Genomic DNA, 19,845 nt, shown 5'->3' with positions numbered 1-19,845 from the left:
CATCTTTCACATGGTTTGGGTCATTTAATTATTGAAATTATTTTTTTATCCTGTGGATCTCCTTAAGATCTTATTATCCTTCGCCAAAAGAATCTTTGTCAACTCTTTCCAGTCTAAAACACGAATAAAATCCTGCAAATGCCGATTCCAAGGATGGTCAAAGATGATCTTAAGTTTTGCCGGGGATTTTATAATATTATGTGGTCCATCATCCACCAAGACATCCCCCAGGACAAGGTCCTTTCGGTGTGTCAACACTAGATTAGGTTTTCCTAAAGAAGGGAGGTTTTCCTCTAGCCATAAATATTTATCACGATAAGCGTAATGCTCACCAGCACTGACAAAGACGATATCATAATAAAGCGATAATTGCTGAATACCTTCAATAGCTCCATCTTTTGCCGGAAGCTGTCGAAAAAAGCCTGGTTCCCGATTGATTTCTTCAAAGATCATTTGTGCTACTTCCCTTGGCAATACAGTGGTAAGGTCCCATTTCGTTAAACTTTCCCGATGATAAAGAACACCCGTCTTTTCATATAAACGTTTAATCCACGTAAATGTTTGGTCCACAATGACATCATCCATATCCAATAATAATACCTTTTTTGATTGAAAACTGGTCATGCCGATCTCCTTCCTGAAGTCCCTTGACAGTGAACCTTTTTCATTTCTTTAACTCTGTATGTTAAAGATATGATGTAATTGCAAAAAGATGAATTAAATGTTGTTAATGATCGAAATTCTTAAATTCACATCGAAACTTGGGGAACATTTACGTGCAAACTGGAAAACCCAGTAATGTGACCTCAGAATTTTAGATGCTTTTTTTAGTGTCCATAGATTTAAAAACCTTTTTTGCGTTATGCATAGTTTTTTTAACTTTGCTAAATAATACCAACAGGTTCCATTAGTATCATTATCTTTCTAAGGAGGGGTTAGGATGTTTCAACAAGGTTTCGCAGGTACAAATGCACAGCAAGTAAGGCAAGATATTGCACAAGATGGCGGATTCCGCGCTCAAGGTGGGACACCAGGGTTTGGCATGCAAAGCTTTTCAGGTTACCAAGCTTCTCCACAGTCCATGATGAACCCTGGGTTCGCTGGGACTAACGCGCAGCAGGTTCGCCAAGACATAGCCCGCGAAGGTGGATATGTCGGACAAGGTTTTGGCATGCAATCTGACATGATGGGTGGCGCTGGTTCCATGATGAGCCCCGGTTTCGCTCGGACTAATGCACAGCAAGTTCAACAAGACATAGCCCGCGAAAGTGGATATATCGGACAAGGTTTTGGCATGCAATCTGGCATGATGGGTGGCGCTGGTTCCATGATGAGCCCCGGTTTCGCTGGGACTAATGCACAGCAAGTTCAACAAGACATCGCCCGCGAAAGTGGATATCTTGCTCAAGGAATGGGTATGAATCCTGGCATGATGGGCGGTTCTGGTTCCATGATGAGCCCCGGTTTCGCTGGGACCAATGCACAGCAGGTTCAGCAAGACATCGCTCGCGAAGGCGGATATATCGGACAAGGTTTTGGCATGCAATCTGGCATGATGGGTGGCGCTGGTTCCATGATGAGCCCCGGTTTCGCTGGGACTAATGCACAGCAAGTTCAACAAGACATCGCCCGCGAAAGTGGATATCTTGCTCAAGGAATGGGTATGAATCCTGGCATGATGGGCGGTTCTGGTTCTATGATGGGACCCGGTTTCGCTGGGACCAATGCACAGCAAGTTCAGCAAGACATCGCTCGCGAAGGTGGATATCTTGCTCAAGGAATGGGTATGAATCCTGGCATGATGGGCGGTTCTGGTTCCATGATGAGCCCCGGTTTCGCTGGGACCAATGCACAGCAAGTTCGCCAAGACATTGCTCGTGAAGGTGGGTATCTTGCTCAGGGAATGGGTATGAATCCTGGCATGATGGGCGGTTTCGGTTCTATGATGGGCCCCGGTTTCGCTGGGACTAATGCACAGCAAGTTCGCCAAGACATTGCTCGTGAAGGTGGATACATCGGACAAGGTTTAGGCATGCAATCTGGCATGATGGGCGGTTCCGGTTCTATGATGGGCCCCGGTTTCGCTGGAACTAATCCACAGCAAGTTCAACAAGACATCGCCCGCGAAAGTGGATATCTTGCTCAGGGAATGGGTATGAATGCTGGCACGATGGGCGGTTCCGGCTCCATGATGAGTCCTGGTTTCGCTGGAACTAATCCACAGCAAGTTCGTCAGGATATAGCTCGTGAAGCCGGATATCTTGCTCAAGGAATGGGTATGAATGCTGGCATGATGGGCGGTTCCGGCTCCATGATGAGCCCTGGTTTCGCAGGAACCAACGCACAGCAGGTTCGTCAGGATATTGCTCGTGAAGGTGGGTATAGCCACTAAGTAGTAGTGAAAAAGTCCGGTGTGAAAAGCACACCGGACTTTTTTTTGTGATAGGTTGGAACACCGAGGCACTTTCTCATCTCATCCATTCTGCCTTCTCTAGAATCCGAGTGATATTTGAAGCTGTGCTTTTAGGGTGCCCGGAACCAGAATGTAGATCAATTTTTACCTTTTCCATTAAGTGGATCGTCGTTTGGTCTTTCACGACCATTGTCCTAACCCCGCTACCCAACAATTGATTAACATGCTGTTTAGCCTTCACTAGATCCGTAGGGCCATTTGCAGTTCCTTTATGCTGACCTAGAACAACGGTGTCACCCAAGACCAAAACTTCTATTCCGTGAAGATTTCCAGCATTTATTGTACTTTCAATCCTCGAAGAGATGCTGCTGGAATTTTTCACCCCAAACAAATTGCTTGTTCCGAATTTCCCTACCCTTGCCTCTCTTTCTGCATCTTGATCATGTTCATTTGGATCACTATAGGAAATATAAGAACGTGGATTGGGTTCTCCGTATCCACACGCAGTCATAACCGCGGCTGCAACGAGCGCCATGAGAGTTGCTTTTAACCATTTCCCAGTCATACAGAACCTCCTCAAAATGAATGATATTCTCTTTAACTAGGATTTCCTTCTTTTTAGGAGTAATGACCAATGTCTTACGGTAAAAGATGGAATACTGAATCATCTTTAAAGTTAGAAGGGATAATAAAGCATAATTATTTGGGAAGGAAATAGATAAGTATGAGAATCCATTTGTTATTTTCCTTGCTTCTGAGTATTACTCCCCTCCATTTCCCCTTGCTTATCCCAATGGAGGTAACTGCTGAAGAACCCTCTTACGCAAAATGGGGGCGGCTGGCGATGGTGGAAACGAAAAAAAAGCATCCACGGGCAGAGATTATCGATTATCAGCATGTCGGGAGGACGCCAGTAACGGGGAGTGTTTCGCAGGAAGTGTTTAAACTTTGGTTAAGGGAAGGTCACCGGGAATGGGGGGTTCTTGTTACAATACAATTTGAATCCCAATCTGGCAAATTCAGAACCATTCACTTCCAGGAAACTTCATAGATATTCTCCAAAATACAGTTGCCCTCTACCCGAAAATATAAATAAGGATTATAATACACAGAAAAAGGTATAACTGGAAATTAGTTGGAGGAACGGGGAAAACAATGAATTTATTACTTCGATATTTTATGTTCTTTTTTGGACTTATTTTATTTGGATTAGGACTCGCAATTGCTGTTCAGGTCAAACACCTTGGATTGCATCCATGGGATGTGCTAAATGTGGCCTTATACGACCACTTCGGGTTATCAATTGGAACTTGGAATGTTATCACAGGATTGTCACTAATCTGTATAACCTTGATCTTGGATCGCCAATACATTAGCCTTGGAACCTTTTTCAATGGATTATTAGTCGGGCCAATTATGGACTTCTTTCTTTGGCTTAGTATTCTTCCGGGAGCAACACATACGTGGATAGATTACCCCTATCTCCTTCTTGGCATTATTGTTGTCGGAATCGGAGGAGGCATGTATGTAGCAGCGGGTTTGGGAGCAGGACCCCGAGATGGCTTTATGCTGTCTATTTCCGATAAAACCGGGATGTCAGTAAGTCGAGCGAGAATTATTGTGGAAAGTATCATTCTGGTCGTTGGACTGTTGCTTGGTGGACCCATTTTTATTGTTACGTTTATTTATACATTTATTCTAAGCCCGATCTTCCAGCGCTCCCTAATCTTCCATCGAAAATTTTTGGACCGAGTCACAAAGGTAAGAACCGCGCCCCAGCAAAAAGAACCGATCTCGCATGTGTAGGTCGGTTCTTTTTACCTTTACCAAAAATCATGGCCGCGGTGCTCATAACATTCTGTTAATTCATCCAATTCCAAGCCCTTCACAAATTCTTCTTCTCGCTTGACTTCAATTTTAGTAATTGCGGTTAATGGAAAGATCACTTCCCTATCTTCCAACAACATCTTCACCAAATTGTGCTTAGCATCATAGTGGCTCATCGTACCTTTATGTGAACATAATTTTGTTCCATCCGAATAATAGATCGACACCTTTTGATTTAAGTAATGACTTAACACTCCCCCTCCTCCTTCCAATGCTGGTTTGCGAACTTCGTCGAGTATTCACCACCTTCGCAAACCATATAGTTGTCCTTTAGGGCTTCCAATGCTGGTTTGCAAACTTCGTCGAACCCTCACACCTTCGCAAACCATTTAATTATCCTTTAAAACTTCCGGCAACTTTATTATATGTTTTGCAATAGGCAGATAAACGGAGTAAGCCCAATTTCCTCCAACTGTGAACCCCTATCAGCATTAGTCCATATGATCTAATTATGAACTACAGATAGAGAGGGACGATTATGGATTTAGGTCTGGTGTTGATTGGTGCTTTCGTCGGATTACTGGTGGGCCTGACGGGGGTTGGAGGAGCTGCCCTGCTCACACCTATATTAATTATGTTTGGGATCCAACCCATTATTGCGGTAGGAACTGATCTTGTCTATAACTCCATTACAAAGGTATTTGGGACCTTACAGCATTGGCGACAAAAATCAATTCAGTGGTCCATCGTATTTTATTTTGCCTTAGGAAGCGTCCCAAGTGCAATTATTGCTGTACATCTACTGCATTGGATAGAACAAACATTTGGAAACGCGGATCAAGTAATTAAAGAAGCCTTGGGTTTTGCGCTTATTCTCATTCCTATCGCTACCATTATAAAAAACGTTAAGGATCGAAAAAGAAAACAGCCAAATAGGTGGCAGCAGATGGAGAACAGTTCTAAAAGAAAACTTACCGTTCTAATTGGAATCGTCCTTGGTTTTATCGTTGGGCTCACATCGATCGGAAGTGGTTCCTTGTTTGCACTTGCCCTTATGTATTTCTTTCAGCTTAGCGGGAAGGAAATTGTTGGGACGGATATAGCCCATGCGCTTTTTCTTGTTAGTGCCGCGGGATTAACCCATATGGGCTACGGCAATGTCCATTATGCTATCGTATTCCAACTTTTGATCGGGTCCATTCCAGGTGTACTTACGGGAAGCATTCTATCTACTCGGTTGCCAACCACGGTATTGCGTTATACCATACTTACTTTAATTTTATTAAGCGGAATCAAATTAATCTGAAGAAAAGAGATAGGAATCATTCCTATCTCTTTAATCTTCTACGGGGTGAAGGTTTTCCTTCCCAGTTAACTGAAGGATCATATCTGTAAGCAAGTCGATCTCCTGATCTATATCCTTAAAGCTTGCCGTTTCCACTGGAGAATGCATATAACGAAGAGGCAAAGAGACAAGGGCAATGGGGACTCCTAGTCCCGTCAAGCGAATTTGATCAGCATCTGTTCCTGTTCTTCGGGGGGTGAGCTCGTACTGAATATCCATCTGCAAACGCTTGGCGCTTTCTTCCAACCAACGATTGATTTTCCAGTTAATTGGTGCCCCTTTGGCTAATACAGGCCCATGATCAAGCTTTACATCCCCATGCTTACGGTCAACTCCCGGGTAATCCGTGGCAAATGTTACATCACAGGCAATGGCCATATTGGGCTTAATCCCCGCTCCCGCAAAATAAGCACCACCCATATTGGTTTCCTCATTTACTGTACTGACAGCATAAACACCTACACGCGGTTTCGTATGAGACAGTCTTTTGAGCACCTCGGCGACAATGAATGCACCCGTCCGATTATCCAGCCCCCTGCCGCTTAGTCTCTCATTCTGCAAAATTTCAGCCTCTCGCTTATATACAGCAAAATCCCCCACCTGTACAAGCTTGGAGATTTCCTCCCTGTTTCTTGCTCCACAGTCAATGAATAGATCAGAGAATTCAAACCCGTCCTTCACCCCGCCATGGTGTTCTGCATTAGCCCCAATCACACCGGTAATAGTCCCATTTGCACCCAATACCTCGACTTTCATGCCAATAGCTGGCTTATGACTAATCCCACCTACCTTATCGACATATACAAACCCCTGATCATTTATATGGCTGACAATCATTCCAATTTCATCACAGTGACCAGCAAGCATGATCCTGAAAGGGGCATGCGGATTTATAATGCCGATCACGTTTCCTGCTGAATCTGTGCGTACTTCATCAGCAAATTCTTTCACGTAGTTCATCCATTTTTTTTGAATTTTCATCTCCATGCCTGATGGCGATGGGGTCCTAAGCAACTCCATAAGAAAAGCTTTTGATTCCTTCTCCATAATCATTCTCCTTTGCTTAAGTAAGAATTAATCCATTATATACCATTCCCAGTTCATCCTCTTCAAATCATATATCCCTAGCAATTTGTTTTTCACCAAACTAATCGAACAAGTACTAGTTTTGTCGAAAACCTCACAAATCCATTATTTTCCGTTATAATAAATTTGTAGTCACTCCGCTGAATAAAGGAAGGTGCGTACATCATGACTTACAAAAGTGATGAGGATTCTCGCTTACCCATTAATTTGGAAGAATTTATAACCAGAATGCAGTCAGAAAATGGTTTGGGGAACTTTGCGAGTAAGCTTGTAGAAGAATATTTCAACCGTATTTATCAAAACGACAAAGAATAAAAAAAGGCGCTTCACGACGCCCTTTTCACCTAATTGTATTGGGAGATAACAAGGGGGGCTATTCTTTAATCGAAATCACATGGTTTTCCATGCGAATCAGGCCTTCCCTCTTCAATTGCCCCAAAATTCGACTTGCCGTTTCCCTTGTCGTTCCTACCATATCCGCGATATCCTGATGCGTCAATTCGAGATCCACCTGGTATCCACTATCCGTTTGCGTCCCTTTGCTTCTTGCCAAGGACAGAAGAACACTGAGAATTTTTTCGCGCATATCTTTATTTAGAACATTGGATAATCTGGCCTGGATTTCCCGAATTTTCCCATCCATCTCTTGTAATAATTTGATGGAGATGCTTGGGTTATGTGAGATAAAAGTCGTAAATGGCTTTACGTATAGAAAGTACACTTCCGTATCATCCAAAGCCTCCGCAGTCGCCGGATATGCACTATCCCCAAACAATCCTACATGTGGCAGCATGTCCCCGGCCGTTAAAATATTAACAATCTGCTCACGCCCGTCCTCAGTTGTTTTATAAACCTTGACCTGTCCCTTTTTCACAAAGTAGATAATATCACAAGGTTCCCCTTCATAAAAAAGCGCATCTTTTCGCTCCACTTTCTTGAATAACAATAAGTTAGCCAGCTGCTCGAGTTCATCCTGGGTGCAACTTTTAAACATTGGAAATTGACCTAGCCAGGTGGAAATACTTTTGTTGTCCATTGTAATCTACCCCCTCCTAATGATTTATTTCCTTAAGCGAATAACTCCCCCGTTAAAACGTCCGATATTTAGCAGTGCCTAACACGTTATACTATGTACGAAACCAAGAGCCCGACAAAAGGATCTGGCTTCGATTGAAGCATTTTTTATTTTTTCATACCACTTAATTGATAGATTTTCTTTCGATTCCGTCGGTTCAGTTGTCTGTTTTCAGCCGACTGATTTAACTCCTGTTCCCACTCGGTTTCTGGGATCACGGGGGGGACTGGAACTGGCTTTCCATCCTTATCCACTGCGACAAAGGTCAAAAAGGATGTAGTTGTGAGTTGTCTGTCACCTGTAAGTAGATTTTCTGATTCTGCTCTCACGAATATTTCCATTGATGTTCGACCTGTCCATGTAACAAATGCTTCAATATGAATCGCATACCCTTCCTTAACAGGATTTAAAAAGTCAACTGAATCAATTGATGCTGTCACGACAGATTGTTGACAGTGACGCATGGCCGATATAGCTGCAACTTCATCGATATAAGAAAGCACCTTTCCGCCAAAAATCGTCCCATGATTGTTGGTGTCAAGGGGCATAACAAGAGAAGTTCTAGTCGTTCTTGATTGATGTGTAGGTATACCTTTCATGATCTATCATCCTATTTTCTTTTTTTGCGATTAATTTCATCATAACATGACTCGAATGAGAAATCTCTCTTTTTAGGATATTTTTCCCGCAGAATACTCCCTTCAAACCCTTTTAATGAAAAGATATATTTAGGAGCATTTTTCCAGACTTTCTTCATAAAATGATAGAAAACAAACACTTGAAGGTGACCAAAATGAATAGATTCTACGAACTAAACTTCTCACATCTCTTAATCGTGACTTCCCTTATCTGTACACTGTTTATTCTACCTATCGTATGGCTCGTAGGGCATTCCTTTGCAAACACTTCACCCACTATGAGACAAGCCGTATCGCAGATCTCCCAAAAGGTAATCGTTGAAGCACTGGAAACAGAAATTCCCTATTTGCGTTTTAAAACCTTTAATTCAGAAGATCCACCCATGCCTTTATCGCTTTATCTTTTCGAAACATTGACAAGCCTTAACCCGATGGATTTAACCACGTTCTTTTCCAGTCAGATTCCGGGGCTATCGACATACAATGGTAAACAAATTCAGTCATCCACCCTGGCATACGAACAAAACTATATTGTTGAATCACCAGCACCCACGATCGCTTTAAACGAACAAGAAGCTGGAATAAAGGAAAGCGAAACAAAAGAAAAGACGGAAAAGGATGATCCTAAAATGGTTGCGGCCCCGGAAAAAGAACGGATGGTGTTTATCTATAACACGCATAATACGGAATCTTGGACATTTGCCGCAAATAACCCACCCTTTATAACAGATGACAAAGTGAATGTAATGATGGTCAGCAAACAGTTGGAAGAAGAACTAAAAAAACGTGGAATAAAAGCAAGTTTTGATGCTACAGACCACCAAAAACGACTTGAGAAAGCAGGATTGTCCTACACCTTGTCCTATGCAGAATCACTAAAAACGGTAAAAGCTGCGGTTAAACAGAATAAAGACATTGGTTATATTATTGATATTCACCGGGATTCCGCAACTCGAAAATCCACTACCGTGACAATAGACGGAAAAACCTATGCCCGCATTGCCTTTGTTATCGGAAAGGGGAACGCTCACTGGAAGAAAAACCAACAGCTTGCGGAAACCTTTGATAAACGATTAAATGAAAAGTATCCTGACATTTCAAGGGGCATACATGCAAAAAGCAGTGCAGAAGGGAATGGGGAGTATAACCAATCCATCTCACCCAACAGCCTCCTGATTGAGATTGGCGGAATTGAAAATACATTAGAAGAATCCATGCGAACAACTTCAGCCTTGGCTGATATTATCGCCGATCTCTATTTTGAGGATGCCAAAAAGGTAGATGCGCCTGCTACTCCCACTCAGAAACAAATGTAACGATGAAGAAAAATAAAGAGTCACTCATTTGGCTTCTTTTCACCTTTTTCTCTACATTACTGTCGTTTTCAGCCTTTGATTGGAAAATTACTATTTCCTGCTTTATCAGTGGATTGGTGGTTTCTTTCATGCTTTTAATCCGAGAACAAAAATAAAATATCCATCAAAAAAAGAGCCAGAAAAATGGCTCGCAGGACCTTTGGGTAATCTATTTTATGCTTAAAATGTAAGAGTGGTTTGGACGAAGTTTGTCGTTTTAGATATAAATGAATACTTGGGAGCCAATCTGTGCCACAAGTAAATGATCCCATACAACTTGATGATTCGGTCCGAGGACAAAATGGACTTGTTGCCTATTTCCATAGGAGGATAAGTATTGAAAGTCTGGCCTGAGAACCTCCCCTACCAAATAAGCGGATTCCACGGCATTAGGGACACGATGGCGGTTTAATTCTGCGATCATGTTCTGTACAGCCCCAATCCCTATGCCGTGTCCGTAATAACTCCCCTCACCTAAAACAACAAGGTTTTCTCCCTGCCATTCCATTTCGTCAGGATCTACCTGGGGATTCTTGATGTATCGAACATCTCCCGGCAGCTCATCGAATTCATAGGATTTATTTAGCCCTAGATCTTTATCATAATTTCCATTCCAAAGGTAGAGGCCAGCAAATAGCGAATCAAATATATCGCTCCCCAGTGCATCTAGCACTGCTTTATACAAGACAATCACAATTGCAGTTGTGCATTCGAAAGCATATCGTTCACCATCTTGAAAGATATCTAGAATACCTAAAGATGGAGCGACTTCATTTCTAATTCGAAATCCCCCCTCTTCTGTCAATCGCCAAAACGATGGATTGCAGCGGGCATTCTTAAAATTTGCAAATCCCGCATCACTTTTTTCTAGCGCTTGAGCAGCTTCAACTATGTACCCTCTCACACGCAATTCAAACATTAAATGTTGAATGGACGCATACCGATAAGTGATATGACTTGCTGCCATTTTCCGAACGATTTGGTTCTGAAACCGATTTAATGGCCATTGATTTAGAAGTGAATGAATGTCTATGGTTGATTCCGCAATTTGAATCATGTAGACACAAGCCTCCTTCATCTTTCGGTTTGTGAACTCCGTTTCATAATCAACCCTTCATCGTTGTCCTTTAGGGCCATTTGCTTGATCTTGGCTCTATCGTCCCTCCTTCTTACTATATGTGTTCCAGGTTTTGTACTACTACTGAATAGGCTATTTCATATGTACGTTCCCTGTTGCTATAAGCTGTGCTGTTAGTTCTTCCGCGGGAACAGGCGGACTAATCAAATAACCCTGGATTTCAAAGCACTGATTCTCCTTTAAAAATTCCAGCTGTTCTACAGTCTCTACACCCTCTGCCAAAACTGTTAGATTCATCTTGTGTGCCATCATGATAATGGTTTGAAGGATAGCCTCCCCATTAGCCTGTTGCTTAATATTCCGAACAAAAAACTGATCAATTTTGATTTTATCCAAAGGGAAACGCTGCAAATAACTAAAAGAACTATACCCAATTCCAAAATCATCCAAATTAATACATATATTTAATTCCTTGAGCTTCTTTATCTTCTCTAGGGCAAATTCCACATTTACAGTCATACTTTCCGTGATCTCGAGATTTAAATACTTCGGCTCAAGACCGCTATCCTTTAGAACCTGAGCTACAGTTTGCACTAAATTCTCCTGGATGAACTGTTTCATCGAGAGATTCACGGATATAGGAATAGCTGGCAAACCAGCCTCTTGCCAAGCTTTATTTTGCTTGCAAGCTGTCTCCAACACCCATTTTCCAATGGGAACGATAAGCCCTGTTTCTTCTGCCATGGGAATGAAATCCTTGGGCGGAACAATTCCCCTTTCTGGATGCTTCCAGCGGACAAGCGCCTCGATCCCTACCCACTCCCCTGTCAGCGAATTAATTTGGGGTTGATAATTTAAAATAAAGGAGTTTTCGCTGACTGCTTTGCTAAGTTCACCCTCAAGCTTTAATCTCTGCTGCAAAATTTTCTTCATCCCCGGACGATAGCGCCGAATTTTTTCGTTTGCCCGCTCTGTTTCATGCAAAGTGATTTCTGCCAGTTGTAAGAGGGATTCTGATTCCGCTGCATCATCAGGAGAAATTGCCATCCCTATATGTATAGGAAAATAAACAAGATAATCTTTTAGTTTAAAAGGTTGTTCAAACTGGTCCTGAAGACGGACCATCCATTGTTCTAATTCACTAACATTTGCATCCGTTACAATTGTTCCAAATTCGTCCTCTTGAAGTCTGTAGAGGGGGTGTGAAGATGTATCTTTTTGCAACAGCTGGGTGACTATCTGCAGTAAACAATCCCCATCCTTGCGACCGAGCGCATCGTTCACTTGATTATAACGAAGCAATTTCATCAGTAAGACCGCTAGTTTCGAATTCCCATGGGTAGACAGCATTCGTCTTAAATCTTCACGAAACACGCGGCTGTTTGGAAGTCCTGTAGCTTGGTCAATGCGTGAAAGGTCGGCTATTCTTAATTCTTCGTGCCTTTGCCTACTGACATCCATCAATACCCCATCTAAACGAATTATCCCCCCATGCTCATCAAAAACAGGGATAGTCCGATCATAGATCCATATCGTTGATCCATTTGGATGTAGAAAACGGTAGTGACATTCTACAGGGAATCCATGCAACAGCTGTTCAAAACCACGCTGAACCTCTTTCAGATCTTCAGGATGCACTCTCCGCTTAAATAAGCCTTGATCCCTTCTGAAATCATCAGCTGTATACCCCAAAACCTGTTCACAGGTGAGGGAAAACTGTGGCCCATCCTTAGAGGTAATACTAATCGACCACACAACAAGGGGGAAGCTGTCGAAAATATTTTGTAAATACCTTTGAGAAGATGGTGTGACTTTATTGAAGATTACTCTCTTCGCTTTCCTTTTCTTTTTCGCCGCAACCGTGGAAGAAATAGTCATCTTGCCCCCTTTTCATGCTGATGGAAATCCCGCATTCGGGATGTGAGCTATGAGAATATACCACACTTCAATAGATCAAAGGTTTGATTTAACTCTTCTTGCACATAGCAGTCCCATTCTTCCTTCGTCATCTGCTTCATCCCCTCAGTATCAAGAAAAATCTTTTGTTTCAAACCTTCTATCACCCATGTCATCAATAACAAAATTCTTTCAAGAGAAACGCCTTCTTTTAAACGTTTTTTAGCTAGCAATTGAATTAATCGTTGCATTACTAAACTTGTCTTTTCGCGGTCCCGATCAATCACCTTTCTGTATACCGGGTGCCCAGGATGCTTAGCCATGTGCTGGAAAAGATAAAAAAGTTCTGGTCTTTCCGTCGATAAGGTGATTTCACAGAAGGCAATTCTCTTGATCGCCTGGATAAAATCATTCGGCAAATCATCGAGCTGTTCTTCGTAACTATAGGCAATTTCCTCTGCACATTGCTCACAAAGATATAAAAACAAGGTTTCTTTATTGGAAAAGTATTTAAATAAGGTTCCCTTAGCAATACCAGCCCTCTCAACAATCCGATTTGTTGAGGCCATATCATAACCATACTGCACAAACTCTTCCAGTGAGGCGTTCAAAATATCACGTTGTTTCTCATCTGAAAGCCGCCTGAAATGGGCAAACGCCATGTCCCCCACCTCCTAAAAATGAATCCGAATCCGTCAGCAGTACTTTATTTAGGTATGAACAGGCAGAATCCCCCCTTTAAAACTTTACGAAATAAAGTAAGTTAGCTGGGGATAAACTGCCCACAAAAGCCAAGGTATGTGCAACTAACCATCAATGTGGATATTGGAATCACACTCTCTTGATGGAAGTTTTCATTATAGGTAAAGTCTAGCATAAGTTTCCAGCGCCGTCACTTACTCCAGTTAAGTTTGTCATAACAAACTAAAAAGAAAGTTTTTTGTCGAATACAAAAGACCTCCCAAGATTGGAGGCCTTTTGATGGTTGCTTTTATTCCTTTAAAGGAGAGGAGAGAGCAATACCCTTTATGGATACAAGTTTTAAGAAGCTTGCTCTACAACCTTTGTTTGATTTTTTTTCTTCCCCAGGATAAGAACACCTGCTATTAATACAATACTAAAAGTCCATTTAAGAATGGGATTTCCTGCGAAGACACCAGCGACAATCGGTTCTTCAACGATCATCTTGGACGCAGTCCAAACTAATACACCAGCCCCAATATAGATAATAGCTGGAAAGCGATCCACCCATTTTAAGATGATCGTACTTCCCCAGACCACAATCGGAACACTAATCAAAAGTCCTAATACGACCAGCAGGAAACTGCCATGTGCAGCCCCGGCAACAGCAAGGACGTTATCCAATCCCATCACTGTATCAGCGACAATTATTGTTTTAATTGCGCTAGCCATGGTCGCACCAGCCTTCATATCTTCATGTCCCTTTTCTTCTACTAACAGTTTATAAGCAATCCAAACAAGCAACAAGCCTCCTGCGAGCAACAGTCCTGGAATCTGCAAAAGCCAGACGACAGCTAAGGTTAATAATGAACGAACGATAATGGCCCCAACTGTTCCCCATACAATGACCTTCTTTTGCTGTGCCTTCGGCAAAGCTCGGGCTGCAAGACCAATGACAATGGCATTATCTCCCGCCAATACTAAATCAATAACGACGATTGCTAATAACGCTGATAAAAAATCTGTTGACAAAAATTCCATTTATTATCCCCCTTTAAAAATAAAAATGGCCTTTACCTGTTTGGTAAAGGCCATAAAAATAATAAAGACCTTTACCCATATGGTAAAGGTCTCGCAAACAACATCAAGGTTGCCAACAAAGCCGAGGATCATGATCCCGAAATGACGACTTTGCTGTCCTAGCTACTCCCCTTTAAAGGAACTCTTATTTAACTTAATTTAATCATAAACACTTTCGCACTTACCGTCAAGCCTTTTCTTTCTCTGATAAAAATAATTTCATCATAGGAGGTGTCACAATGGTCGTCACCAAAATAACGACAACAACAACAGCAAAAAGTTCTTGAGTGAGTAAACTGCTTTCTAAGCCAATCGCAGCAATTATAAGAGCAACCTCACCACGTGAAACCATGGCTGATCCAATCCCTAATGAGCTTTTCCACTGAAAACCCGCCAATTTCGCTCCAATTGCAGAACCCAAAAGCTTCGTCAAAATCGCTAAAAGACTAAGAAAACCAATTAACCCCAAATGCTCAAAAACCCCTGTAAATTCTGCTGCAACGCCAATGGATGTAAAGAATACGGGTACAAATAAAGAATAACTTATAGTTTCCACCCTTTCAAATACTTGCTCTTTATAATTAGTCAAACTGATGGATACCCCTGCAATATAAGAGCCTATGATAGCTGCCACGCCTGCATATTCTGCAAGATATGCGAAGAAAAAGCAAAGGATCAATCCGGCAGAAACGATTGACTCTGTTACACGCAATGGCGCAAATAATTTTAATAACCAAGGGACTGCCTTCCATCCAAGTAAGAGTGCCACTGCAAAAAAGATCACTTTTTTTAGCACAATAGTTCCTAGGTTCACATCCCCACCTGCAAGGCTCATCACAAAAGCAAGGGCGATAATCACCAAGATATCGTCAATTACAGCAGCACCAAGGATCGTCGTTCCTTCCCTTGATTTTAACTTCCCTAATTCTTTAAGTGCTTGAACAGAGATGCTAACACTAGTCGCGGAAAGTAACAACCCTAAAAATAAGGACTCCAAGTGAGACAAGCTCATCATTTCCCCGGCTAAATAACCAACTATCAAGGGGACGATAATTCCTGCCACACCTACATATGTCGAAGCTTTCCCGGTCCGTTTAAATTCCTCTACATCTGTTTCCAGTCCAGCAATAAACATGAGTAAAATAACCCCAACCTGACTGATCTCACTTAGAATTTCTGTATCATTAACCAATCCTAATACAGAAGGTCCTAGTACAATTCCAATCAACAGTTTGCCTAAAACAGAAGGTTGTCCTAACTTAACGCTTAGCTCCCCTGCCAATTTGGAAGCTAACAAAATAATAGCTAATTCAAAAATCAACATAGCTCCAACTCCTCTTCTATATTGTGTCACTCCTTGTTTCTCTTATAAGTAAAGCTTGTGGCCTTCCAAAAAAAAAATAAAAAGGAGCCCTAAACCTCAGGACTCCTAAAAAAAGACAGAGAAGTCTCCAGGTGACAGACTCCTCCAAGTAAATCAATATGAAATGACAATTGCTAATAATACACTACTCAAAACCTTGAGTAAAGAAATATTTTAAGTGTTTGGTAACGGTGTTGGGGTAGATTTTATACCGTTCCCTCCATATTTTTTATCAATATTCTCACGTATAGTTTTAAGGTCTGACCCCTTTTCAAATTCCTGTTTCGCCTCACGGGCGATGTCTACACAAATTCCTCAGCCAAGTCCCATATTATCTAAAACCGCAACATTATCCTCTACCTTGTCAACGAAGCAATGCGTATTGCTCGTGTGTCCGTCTGATTCATAACAACCGCAATAGCAAGGCATATAATCCAAAACTTCTGGGTGATCAACGGCAAATTGATAAGCCTCCAAAACATTTTCGCCCGGTGAAAATGCGTTCAAAGCCGTCCAGTCGCTGCTTCCTACTTCATATTTTAACACAGGCATGGATACTAATTGCTCAGGTTCACTAGACCCGCTGCATCCCGTAGCAAGCAATAAGGCCGCAAACGATAGCAGAAAAAATTTCTTCATTTGGGATGCCTCCCTTCTTTGGCGTAAAATTCATAAAATCTATTCTACCATAATTTCAACTTCTATCTTCACTTTTAACAAAAACGACAAACAATTATACCTGATCACACTTCACGCCTTTATTTAATGGATTCTCTTTTCATTTCCAACTGTTCTATATAAGGTTCAATATGAATATGCACATTGGACACCGCGTGTTTTTCTCTCATTATCTTTTCAATTTTATCGCAAATAAGATGCCCTTGAATAATACTAATATCGGGATCAATATGAATGACTACATCAACAAATATTTCAGACCCTTGGTTACGGGCTCTCATACTTTCTACTACCCTAACCCCTTTTATTTGCATGACGGTCTTTGTGTATTGCAACAATTCCTCCTCATCAAACCCATCTGTTAATACATGGGTTGAATCCCAAAAAATGGTCCATGCTGTTTTACAAATTAAAATCCCGACAACTAAGGCTGCTAACGGATCTAACCAGATTAAACCGAACTGAGCACCAATAATCCCAATCATCACTCCAATACTGACCCATGCATCTGAAAGATTATCTTTTGCAGCAGAAAGTAAAGCAGAGCTTTTGGTTTGCAAAGCTAATCGATAATTATAGCGGTAAACGAAATACATGACGATTGCGCAAATAACAGCTGTCCAAGCAGCAAACGTATCCGGGATAGTAATCTCTGAACCTAAAAAAATCTGTCGAAAAGATTTCAGCATAATATTAAACCCGACACTCACCATGATAAAAGAGGCAACCAAAGATGCTATCGATTCAGCTTTGGTATGCCCATACGTATGGTTTGCATCCGGCGGTTTCCTAGATATTCGGATTCCGATCAAGATCGCGACAGAAAGGAAAATATCCGTAGAATTATTCAATCCATCAGCTGTTAATGCTTTTGATTCGGTAAGATATCCGATGATTAATTTGAAAATCGATAAGGAAATATAGGCAGCTATACTCAGCCAGGCGCCAAATTCCACATTCTCGACATTTTTCAAAAGAATCACCCCTTCCCCTACAATGAACATTATTGTATCAATCAAGGGTCATGTGGGTCTAGAGAAACGTTTTTTCATAGACTAAACCTTTTAATCAACAGTCAATTAAGTTGGAGAATGGAAACTTAAATACCAAAAAAAGGGGATAAGCAATTCGCTCTCCCCTTTGCATCTTAGTCTTCCATTGTGGATAGATCCCCTGTTGGCAATCCTAATTCCCATGCTTTCAACACTCGTCTCATAATTTTCCCGCTTCTCGTTTTCGGCAACTTATCTTTTACTTCAATTTCACGAGGTGCTGCATGGGCTGACAATCCTTTTTTTACAAATTGCTTGATATCATTCAACAATTCGTCTGATACCTGGTACCCTTCTCTTAACGAAATAAATGCCTTAATAATTTCCCCACGCAGCGGATCGGGTTTGCCAATAACCCCCGCTTCAGCGACAGCAGGATGTTCAACTAGCTTACTTTCTACTTCAAAGGGGCCCACTCTTTCTCCAGATGTATTGATGACATCATCAACACGCCCTTGGAACCAAAAGTACCCTTCTTCGTCCATGAATGCGGAATCTCCTGATGTATACCATCCATCCAATCTGAAATATTCATCGTATTTTGCAGGGTTCTTCCAAATTTTCCTCATCATCGAAGGCCAGTCTACCTTAATCGCTAAATTCCCCATCCGGTTCGGTGGAAGAATATTTCCTTCGTCATCTATAATTGCTGCAACAACGCCAGGAATTGGTTTTCCCATTGAGCCTGGTTTGATATCCATCGAAGGGTAATTACAGATTAACTGTGCACCCGTTTCGGTCATCCACCAAGTATCATGAATTCTGTGTTCGAATACCTTCATCCCCCAAAGAACCACTTCCGGATTTAACGGCTCTCCTACACTAAGAACATGACGTAAGGAACTCAAATTATATTTTTTTACGATTTCATCCCCGGCCCCCATTAACATGCGGAAAGCTGTTGGAGCACTGTACCAGACAGTAACGTTATATTTTTCAAGTGTAGAATACCAATCATCTGGTGTAAAACGTCCACCGCGTATCACATTCGTTACCCCATGGAGCCAAGGACCAAAGATTCCATAAGAAGTACCAGTCACCCACCCCGGATCAGCTGTGCACCAGTAGACATCATTTTCCTGCAAGTCCAATACCCATTTTGCCGTTTGATAATGCTGGATCATTGCGTTGTGGACATGTAGAACACCCTTTGGTTTTCCTGTAGATCCAGAAGTATAGTGAAGCAACATGCCGTCTTCACGGTCCACCCATACTGGTTCAAATTCCTCAGATGCATGATCCATAAGAGATTGAAAATGTAACTGATTGTCTTCCAATTGAGATTCATCCCCAAATACAATTACATGCTTTAGATGTGACAATTCCTTTGTCGGAATACGCTTAGCCAAATCAGGGGTTGTAACAATGGCTACCGCCTCGCTGTCCGCTAGACGATCCCTTACTGCCCCTTCCATAAAGGCTTCAAACAACGGACCAATAATCGCTCCAACCTTGACAATTCCCAAGAAGCTGGCATATAACTCTGGTGATCTTGGCATGAAAATAAATACACGATCCCCTTTCACAATCCCAAGATCAGTTAGTATGTTCGCAAATCGATTGGACAATCGCTTTAAATCCAGAAATGAATAGGATTCTTCCCGCCTGCTATCATAATAATGTAAAGCTATTTTTTCCGCTCTTCCCAACTCACAATGACGATCAATTGCTTCGTAAGCAGCATTCACTTTTCCCGTGCGATGCCAGGTAAATTCCTTCTCCACATCTTTCCAAGCAAAACTTTGATAGGTCTCTTCATAATTTCTGAGGTTAAATTGGCCTGTTGTAGCAGGAATTCGAACATTGCTTAGCATTTGGTTCATGGTAATAGCCTCCTTTGTAGTTGGACTTGGGGGGACCTTATAGATTCCACCCCGAGTTTTTTTAGTCAATACAGAGAACAGTGGCTGGTACAAAAAGTCCCCGGCTATCTTCTACACTTGTTACACAAACTTTTTTATAGAATAAAATACATAATGGATAAATTAAATTTAATAATCAGAATAAAAACGATAAACGATAAGATAACAACATATATTGTATGAAACATTCATACAAACGGTCGAATTTAATTGATCTGTAAACGGTTACAATTTAATAATAATGAATGTGGCGGCTTTGTGTCAATGATTTTTTTTACCATCTAATTAGCAAAACCCTTTATTTCCGAGGATTTTTTAGGGCTTTCCCTGAGTGGACTTATTGTAAATTTTTTCACATTACAATAGGAAATTTAACCATAAAAAAAAATAGCGGAAAAAACTTCCGCTATTAGCCC

Annotated in this window: 21 protein-coding genes; 6 read left to right on the top strand and 15 right to left on the bottom strand. The window is 41.5% G+C overall.

What is annotated here, in order from left to right:
• Nucleotides 1-45 precede the first annotated feature (45 nt).
• Nucleotides 46-624 (bottom strand): 5' nucleotidase, NT5C type, encoded by a 579-nt coding sequence (locus J2Z37_RS08360; RefSeq protein ID WP_209809788.1) that lies wholly within the window; start codon nucleotides 622-624, stop codon nucleotides 46-48.
• A gap of 316 nt (nucleotides 625-940) precedes the next feature.
• On the opposite strand from J2Z37_RS08360, the gene J2Z37_RS08355 reads away from it, so the two are divergent.
• The gene (locus J2Z37_RS08355) at nucleotides 941-2,392 is read left to right on the top strand and encodes a hypothetical protein (protein WP_209809787.1); all 1,452 of its coding nucleotides are present in this window, start codon (nucleotides 941-943) and stop codon (nucleotides 2,390-2,392) included.
• Nucleotides 2,393-2,468: 76 nt separating this feature from the next.
• Here J2Z37_RS08355 and J2Z37_RS08350 read toward each other — a convergent pair whose 3' ends face one another.
• Nucleotides 2,469-2,978 (bottom strand): hypothetical protein, encoded by a 510-nt coding sequence (locus tag J2Z37_RS08350; RefSeq protein WP_209809786.1) that lies wholly within the window; start codon nucleotides 2,976-2,978, stop codon nucleotides 2,469-2,471.
• Between the two features lie 228 nt (nucleotides 2,979-3,206).
• Between J2Z37_RS08350 and J2Z37_RS08345 the strand changes: the two genes are divergently transcribed.
• A complete protein-coding gene (locus tag J2Z37_RS08345) occupies nucleotides 3,207-3,464 on the top strand; it encodes a DUF3889 domain-containing protein (RefSeq protein WP_209809785.1) in 258 nt (85 codons plus the stop codon).
• Nucleotides 3,465-3,568: 104 nt separating this feature from the next.
• Complete coding sequence (locus J2Z37_RS08340) at nucleotides 3,569-4,219, top strand: YczE/YyaS/YitT family protein (protein WP_209809784.1); 651 nt, start codon at nucleotides 3,569-3,571, stop codon at nucleotides 4,217-4,219.
• A gap of 17 nt (nucleotides 4,220-4,236) precedes the next feature.
• Here J2Z37_RS08340 and J2Z37_RS08335 read toward each other — a convergent pair whose 3' ends face one another.
• On the bottom strand, nucleotides 4,237-4,494 hold the full coding sequence (locus J2Z37_RS08335; RefSeq protein ID WP_209809783.1) for a hypothetical protein: 258 nt from the start codon (nucleotides 4,492-4,494) through the stop codon (nucleotides 4,237-4,239).
• Nucleotides 4,495-4,778: 284 nt separating this feature from the next.
• Here J2Z37_RS08335 and J2Z37_RS08330 point away from each other — a divergent pair, with 284 nt between their 5' ends.
• Nucleotides 4,779-5,546: a sulfite exporter TauE/SafE family protein gene (locus J2Z37_RS08330; RefSeq protein WP_209809782.1), complete on the top strand. Its 768-nt coding sequence runs from the start codon at nucleotides 4,779-4,781 to the stop codon at nucleotides 5,544-5,546.
• A 30-nt stretch (nucleotides 5,547-5,576) separates the two neighbouring features.
• On the opposite strand, the gene J2Z37_RS08325 is transcribed toward J2Z37_RS08330, so the two are convergent.
• The gene (locus J2Z37_RS08325; protein ID WP_209809781.1) at nucleotides 5,577-6,632 is read right to left on the bottom strand and encodes a M20/M25/M40 family metallo-hydrolase; all 1,056 of its coding nucleotides are present in this window, start codon (nucleotides 6,630-6,632) and stop codon (nucleotides 5,577-5,579) included.
• A gap of 204 nt (nucleotides 6,633-6,836) precedes the next feature.
• On the opposite strand from J2Z37_RS08325, the gene J2Z37_RS08320 reads away from it, so the two are divergent.
• Nucleotides 6,837-6,986 carry a hypothetical protein gene (locus tag J2Z37_RS08320; RefSeq protein WP_209809780.1) on the top strand — a complete coding sequence of 50 codons (150 nt, stop codon included), beginning with the start codon at nucleotides 6,837-6,839 and terminating at the stop codon, nucleotides 6,984-6,986.
• Between the two features lie 58 nt (nucleotides 6,987-7,044).
• On the opposite strand, the gene J2Z37_RS08315 is transcribed toward J2Z37_RS08320, so the two are convergent.
• The 3 genes from J2Z37_RS08315 to J2Z37_RS08305 form a co-directional block, all read right to left on the bottom strand.
• Entirely contained in the window at nucleotides 7,045-7,707 is a 663-nt protein-coding gene (locus J2Z37_RS08315) for a Crp/Fnr family transcriptional regulator (RefSeq protein ID WP_209809779.1), read from the bottom strand.
• A gap of 146 nt (nucleotides 7,708-7,853) precedes the next feature.
• Nucleotides 7,854-8,345, bottom strand: a complete 492-nt coding sequence (locus tag J2Z37_RS08310) for an acyl-CoA thioesterase (RefSeq protein WP_209809778.1) — start codon at nucleotides 8,343-8,345, stop codon at nucleotides 7,854-7,856.
• A gap of 11 nt (nucleotides 8,346-8,356) precedes the next feature.
• Nucleotides 8,357-8,503 (bottom strand): hypothetical protein, encoded by a 147-nt coding sequence (locus J2Z37_RS08305; RefSeq protein WP_209809777.1) that lies wholly within the window; start codon nucleotides 8,501-8,503, stop codon nucleotides 8,357-8,359.
• A gap of 36 nt (nucleotides 8,504-8,539) precedes the next feature.
• Between J2Z37_RS08305 and spoIIP the strand changes: the two genes are divergently transcribed.
• A complete protein-coding gene (gene spoIIP, locus J2Z37_RS08300) occupies nucleotides 8,540-9,700 on the top strand; it encodes a stage II sporulation protein P (protein ID WP_209809776.1) in 1,161 nt (386 codons plus the stop codon).
• 256 nt (nucleotides 9,701-9,956) lie between these two features.
• On the opposite strand, the gene J2Z37_RS08295 is transcribed toward spoIIP, so the two are convergent.
• From J2Z37_RS08295 to acsA, 8 genes are all read right to left on the bottom strand, one after another.
• Nucleotides 9,957-10,796, bottom strand: a complete 840-nt coding sequence (locus J2Z37_RS08295; protein ID WP_209809775.1) for a protein-glutamine gamma-glutamyltransferase — start codon at nucleotides 10,794-10,796, stop codon at nucleotides 9,957-9,959.
• A gap of 153 nt (nucleotides 10,797-10,949) precedes the next feature.
• A complete protein-coding gene (locus J2Z37_RS08290) occupies nucleotides 10,950-12,695 on the bottom strand; it encodes a putative bifunctional diguanylate cyclase/phosphodiesterase (protein WP_209809774.1) in 1,746 nt (581 codons plus the stop codon).
• Nucleotides 12,696-12,742: 47 nt separating this feature from the next.
• Complete coding sequence (locus J2Z37_RS08285; RefSeq protein ID WP_209809773.1) at nucleotides 12,743-13,375, bottom strand: TetR/AcrR family transcriptional regulator; 633 nt, start codon at nucleotides 13,373-13,375, stop codon at nucleotides 12,743-12,745.
• 379 nt (nucleotides 13,376-13,754) lie between these two features.
• Nucleotides 13,755-14,435: a TerC family protein gene (locus J2Z37_RS08280; RefSeq protein WP_209809772.1), complete on the bottom strand. Its 681-nt coding sequence runs from the start codon at nucleotides 14,433-14,435 to the stop codon at nucleotides 13,755-13,757.
• A 226-nt stretch (nucleotides 14,436-14,661) separates the two neighbouring features.
• Nucleotides 14,662-15,798: a cation:proton antiporter gene (locus J2Z37_RS08275; protein WP_209809771.1), complete on the bottom strand. Its 1,137-nt coding sequence runs from the start codon at nucleotides 15,796-15,798 to the stop codon at nucleotides 14,662-14,664.
• A 213-nt stretch (nucleotides 15,799-16,011) separates the two neighbouring features.
• On the bottom strand, nucleotides 16,012-16,476 hold the full coding sequence (locus J2Z37_RS25465; RefSeq protein WP_342453799.1) for a PCYCGC motif-containing (lipo)protein: 465 nt from the start codon (nucleotides 16,474-16,476) through the stop codon (nucleotides 16,012-16,014).
• 119 nt (nucleotides 16,477-16,595) lie between these two features.
• Nucleotides 16,596-17,519 (bottom strand): cation diffusion facilitator family transporter, encoded by a 924-nt coding sequence (locus tag J2Z37_RS08260; RefSeq protein ID WP_209809769.1) that lies wholly within the window; start codon nucleotides 17,517-17,519, stop codon nucleotides 16,596-16,598.
• 143 nt (nucleotides 17,520-17,662) lie between these two features.
• Nucleotides 17,663-19,381, bottom strand: a complete 1,719-nt coding sequence (gene acsA / locus J2Z37_RS08255) for an acetate--CoA ligase (RefSeq protein WP_425340313.1) — start codon at nucleotides 19,379-19,381, stop codon at nucleotides 17,663-17,665.
• Nucleotides 19,382-19,845: the final 464 nt, after the last annotated feature.

The organism is Ammoniphilus resinae, from assembly GCF_017873965.1.
GTDB classification, from domain to species: domain Bacteria; phylum Bacillota; class Bacilli; order Aneurinibacillales; family RAOX-1; genus Ammoniphilus_A; species Ammoniphilus_A resinae.
Note: the sequence above shows the minus strand (reverse complement) of the source record. Positions and strands in the feature narration are given on the sequence as shown.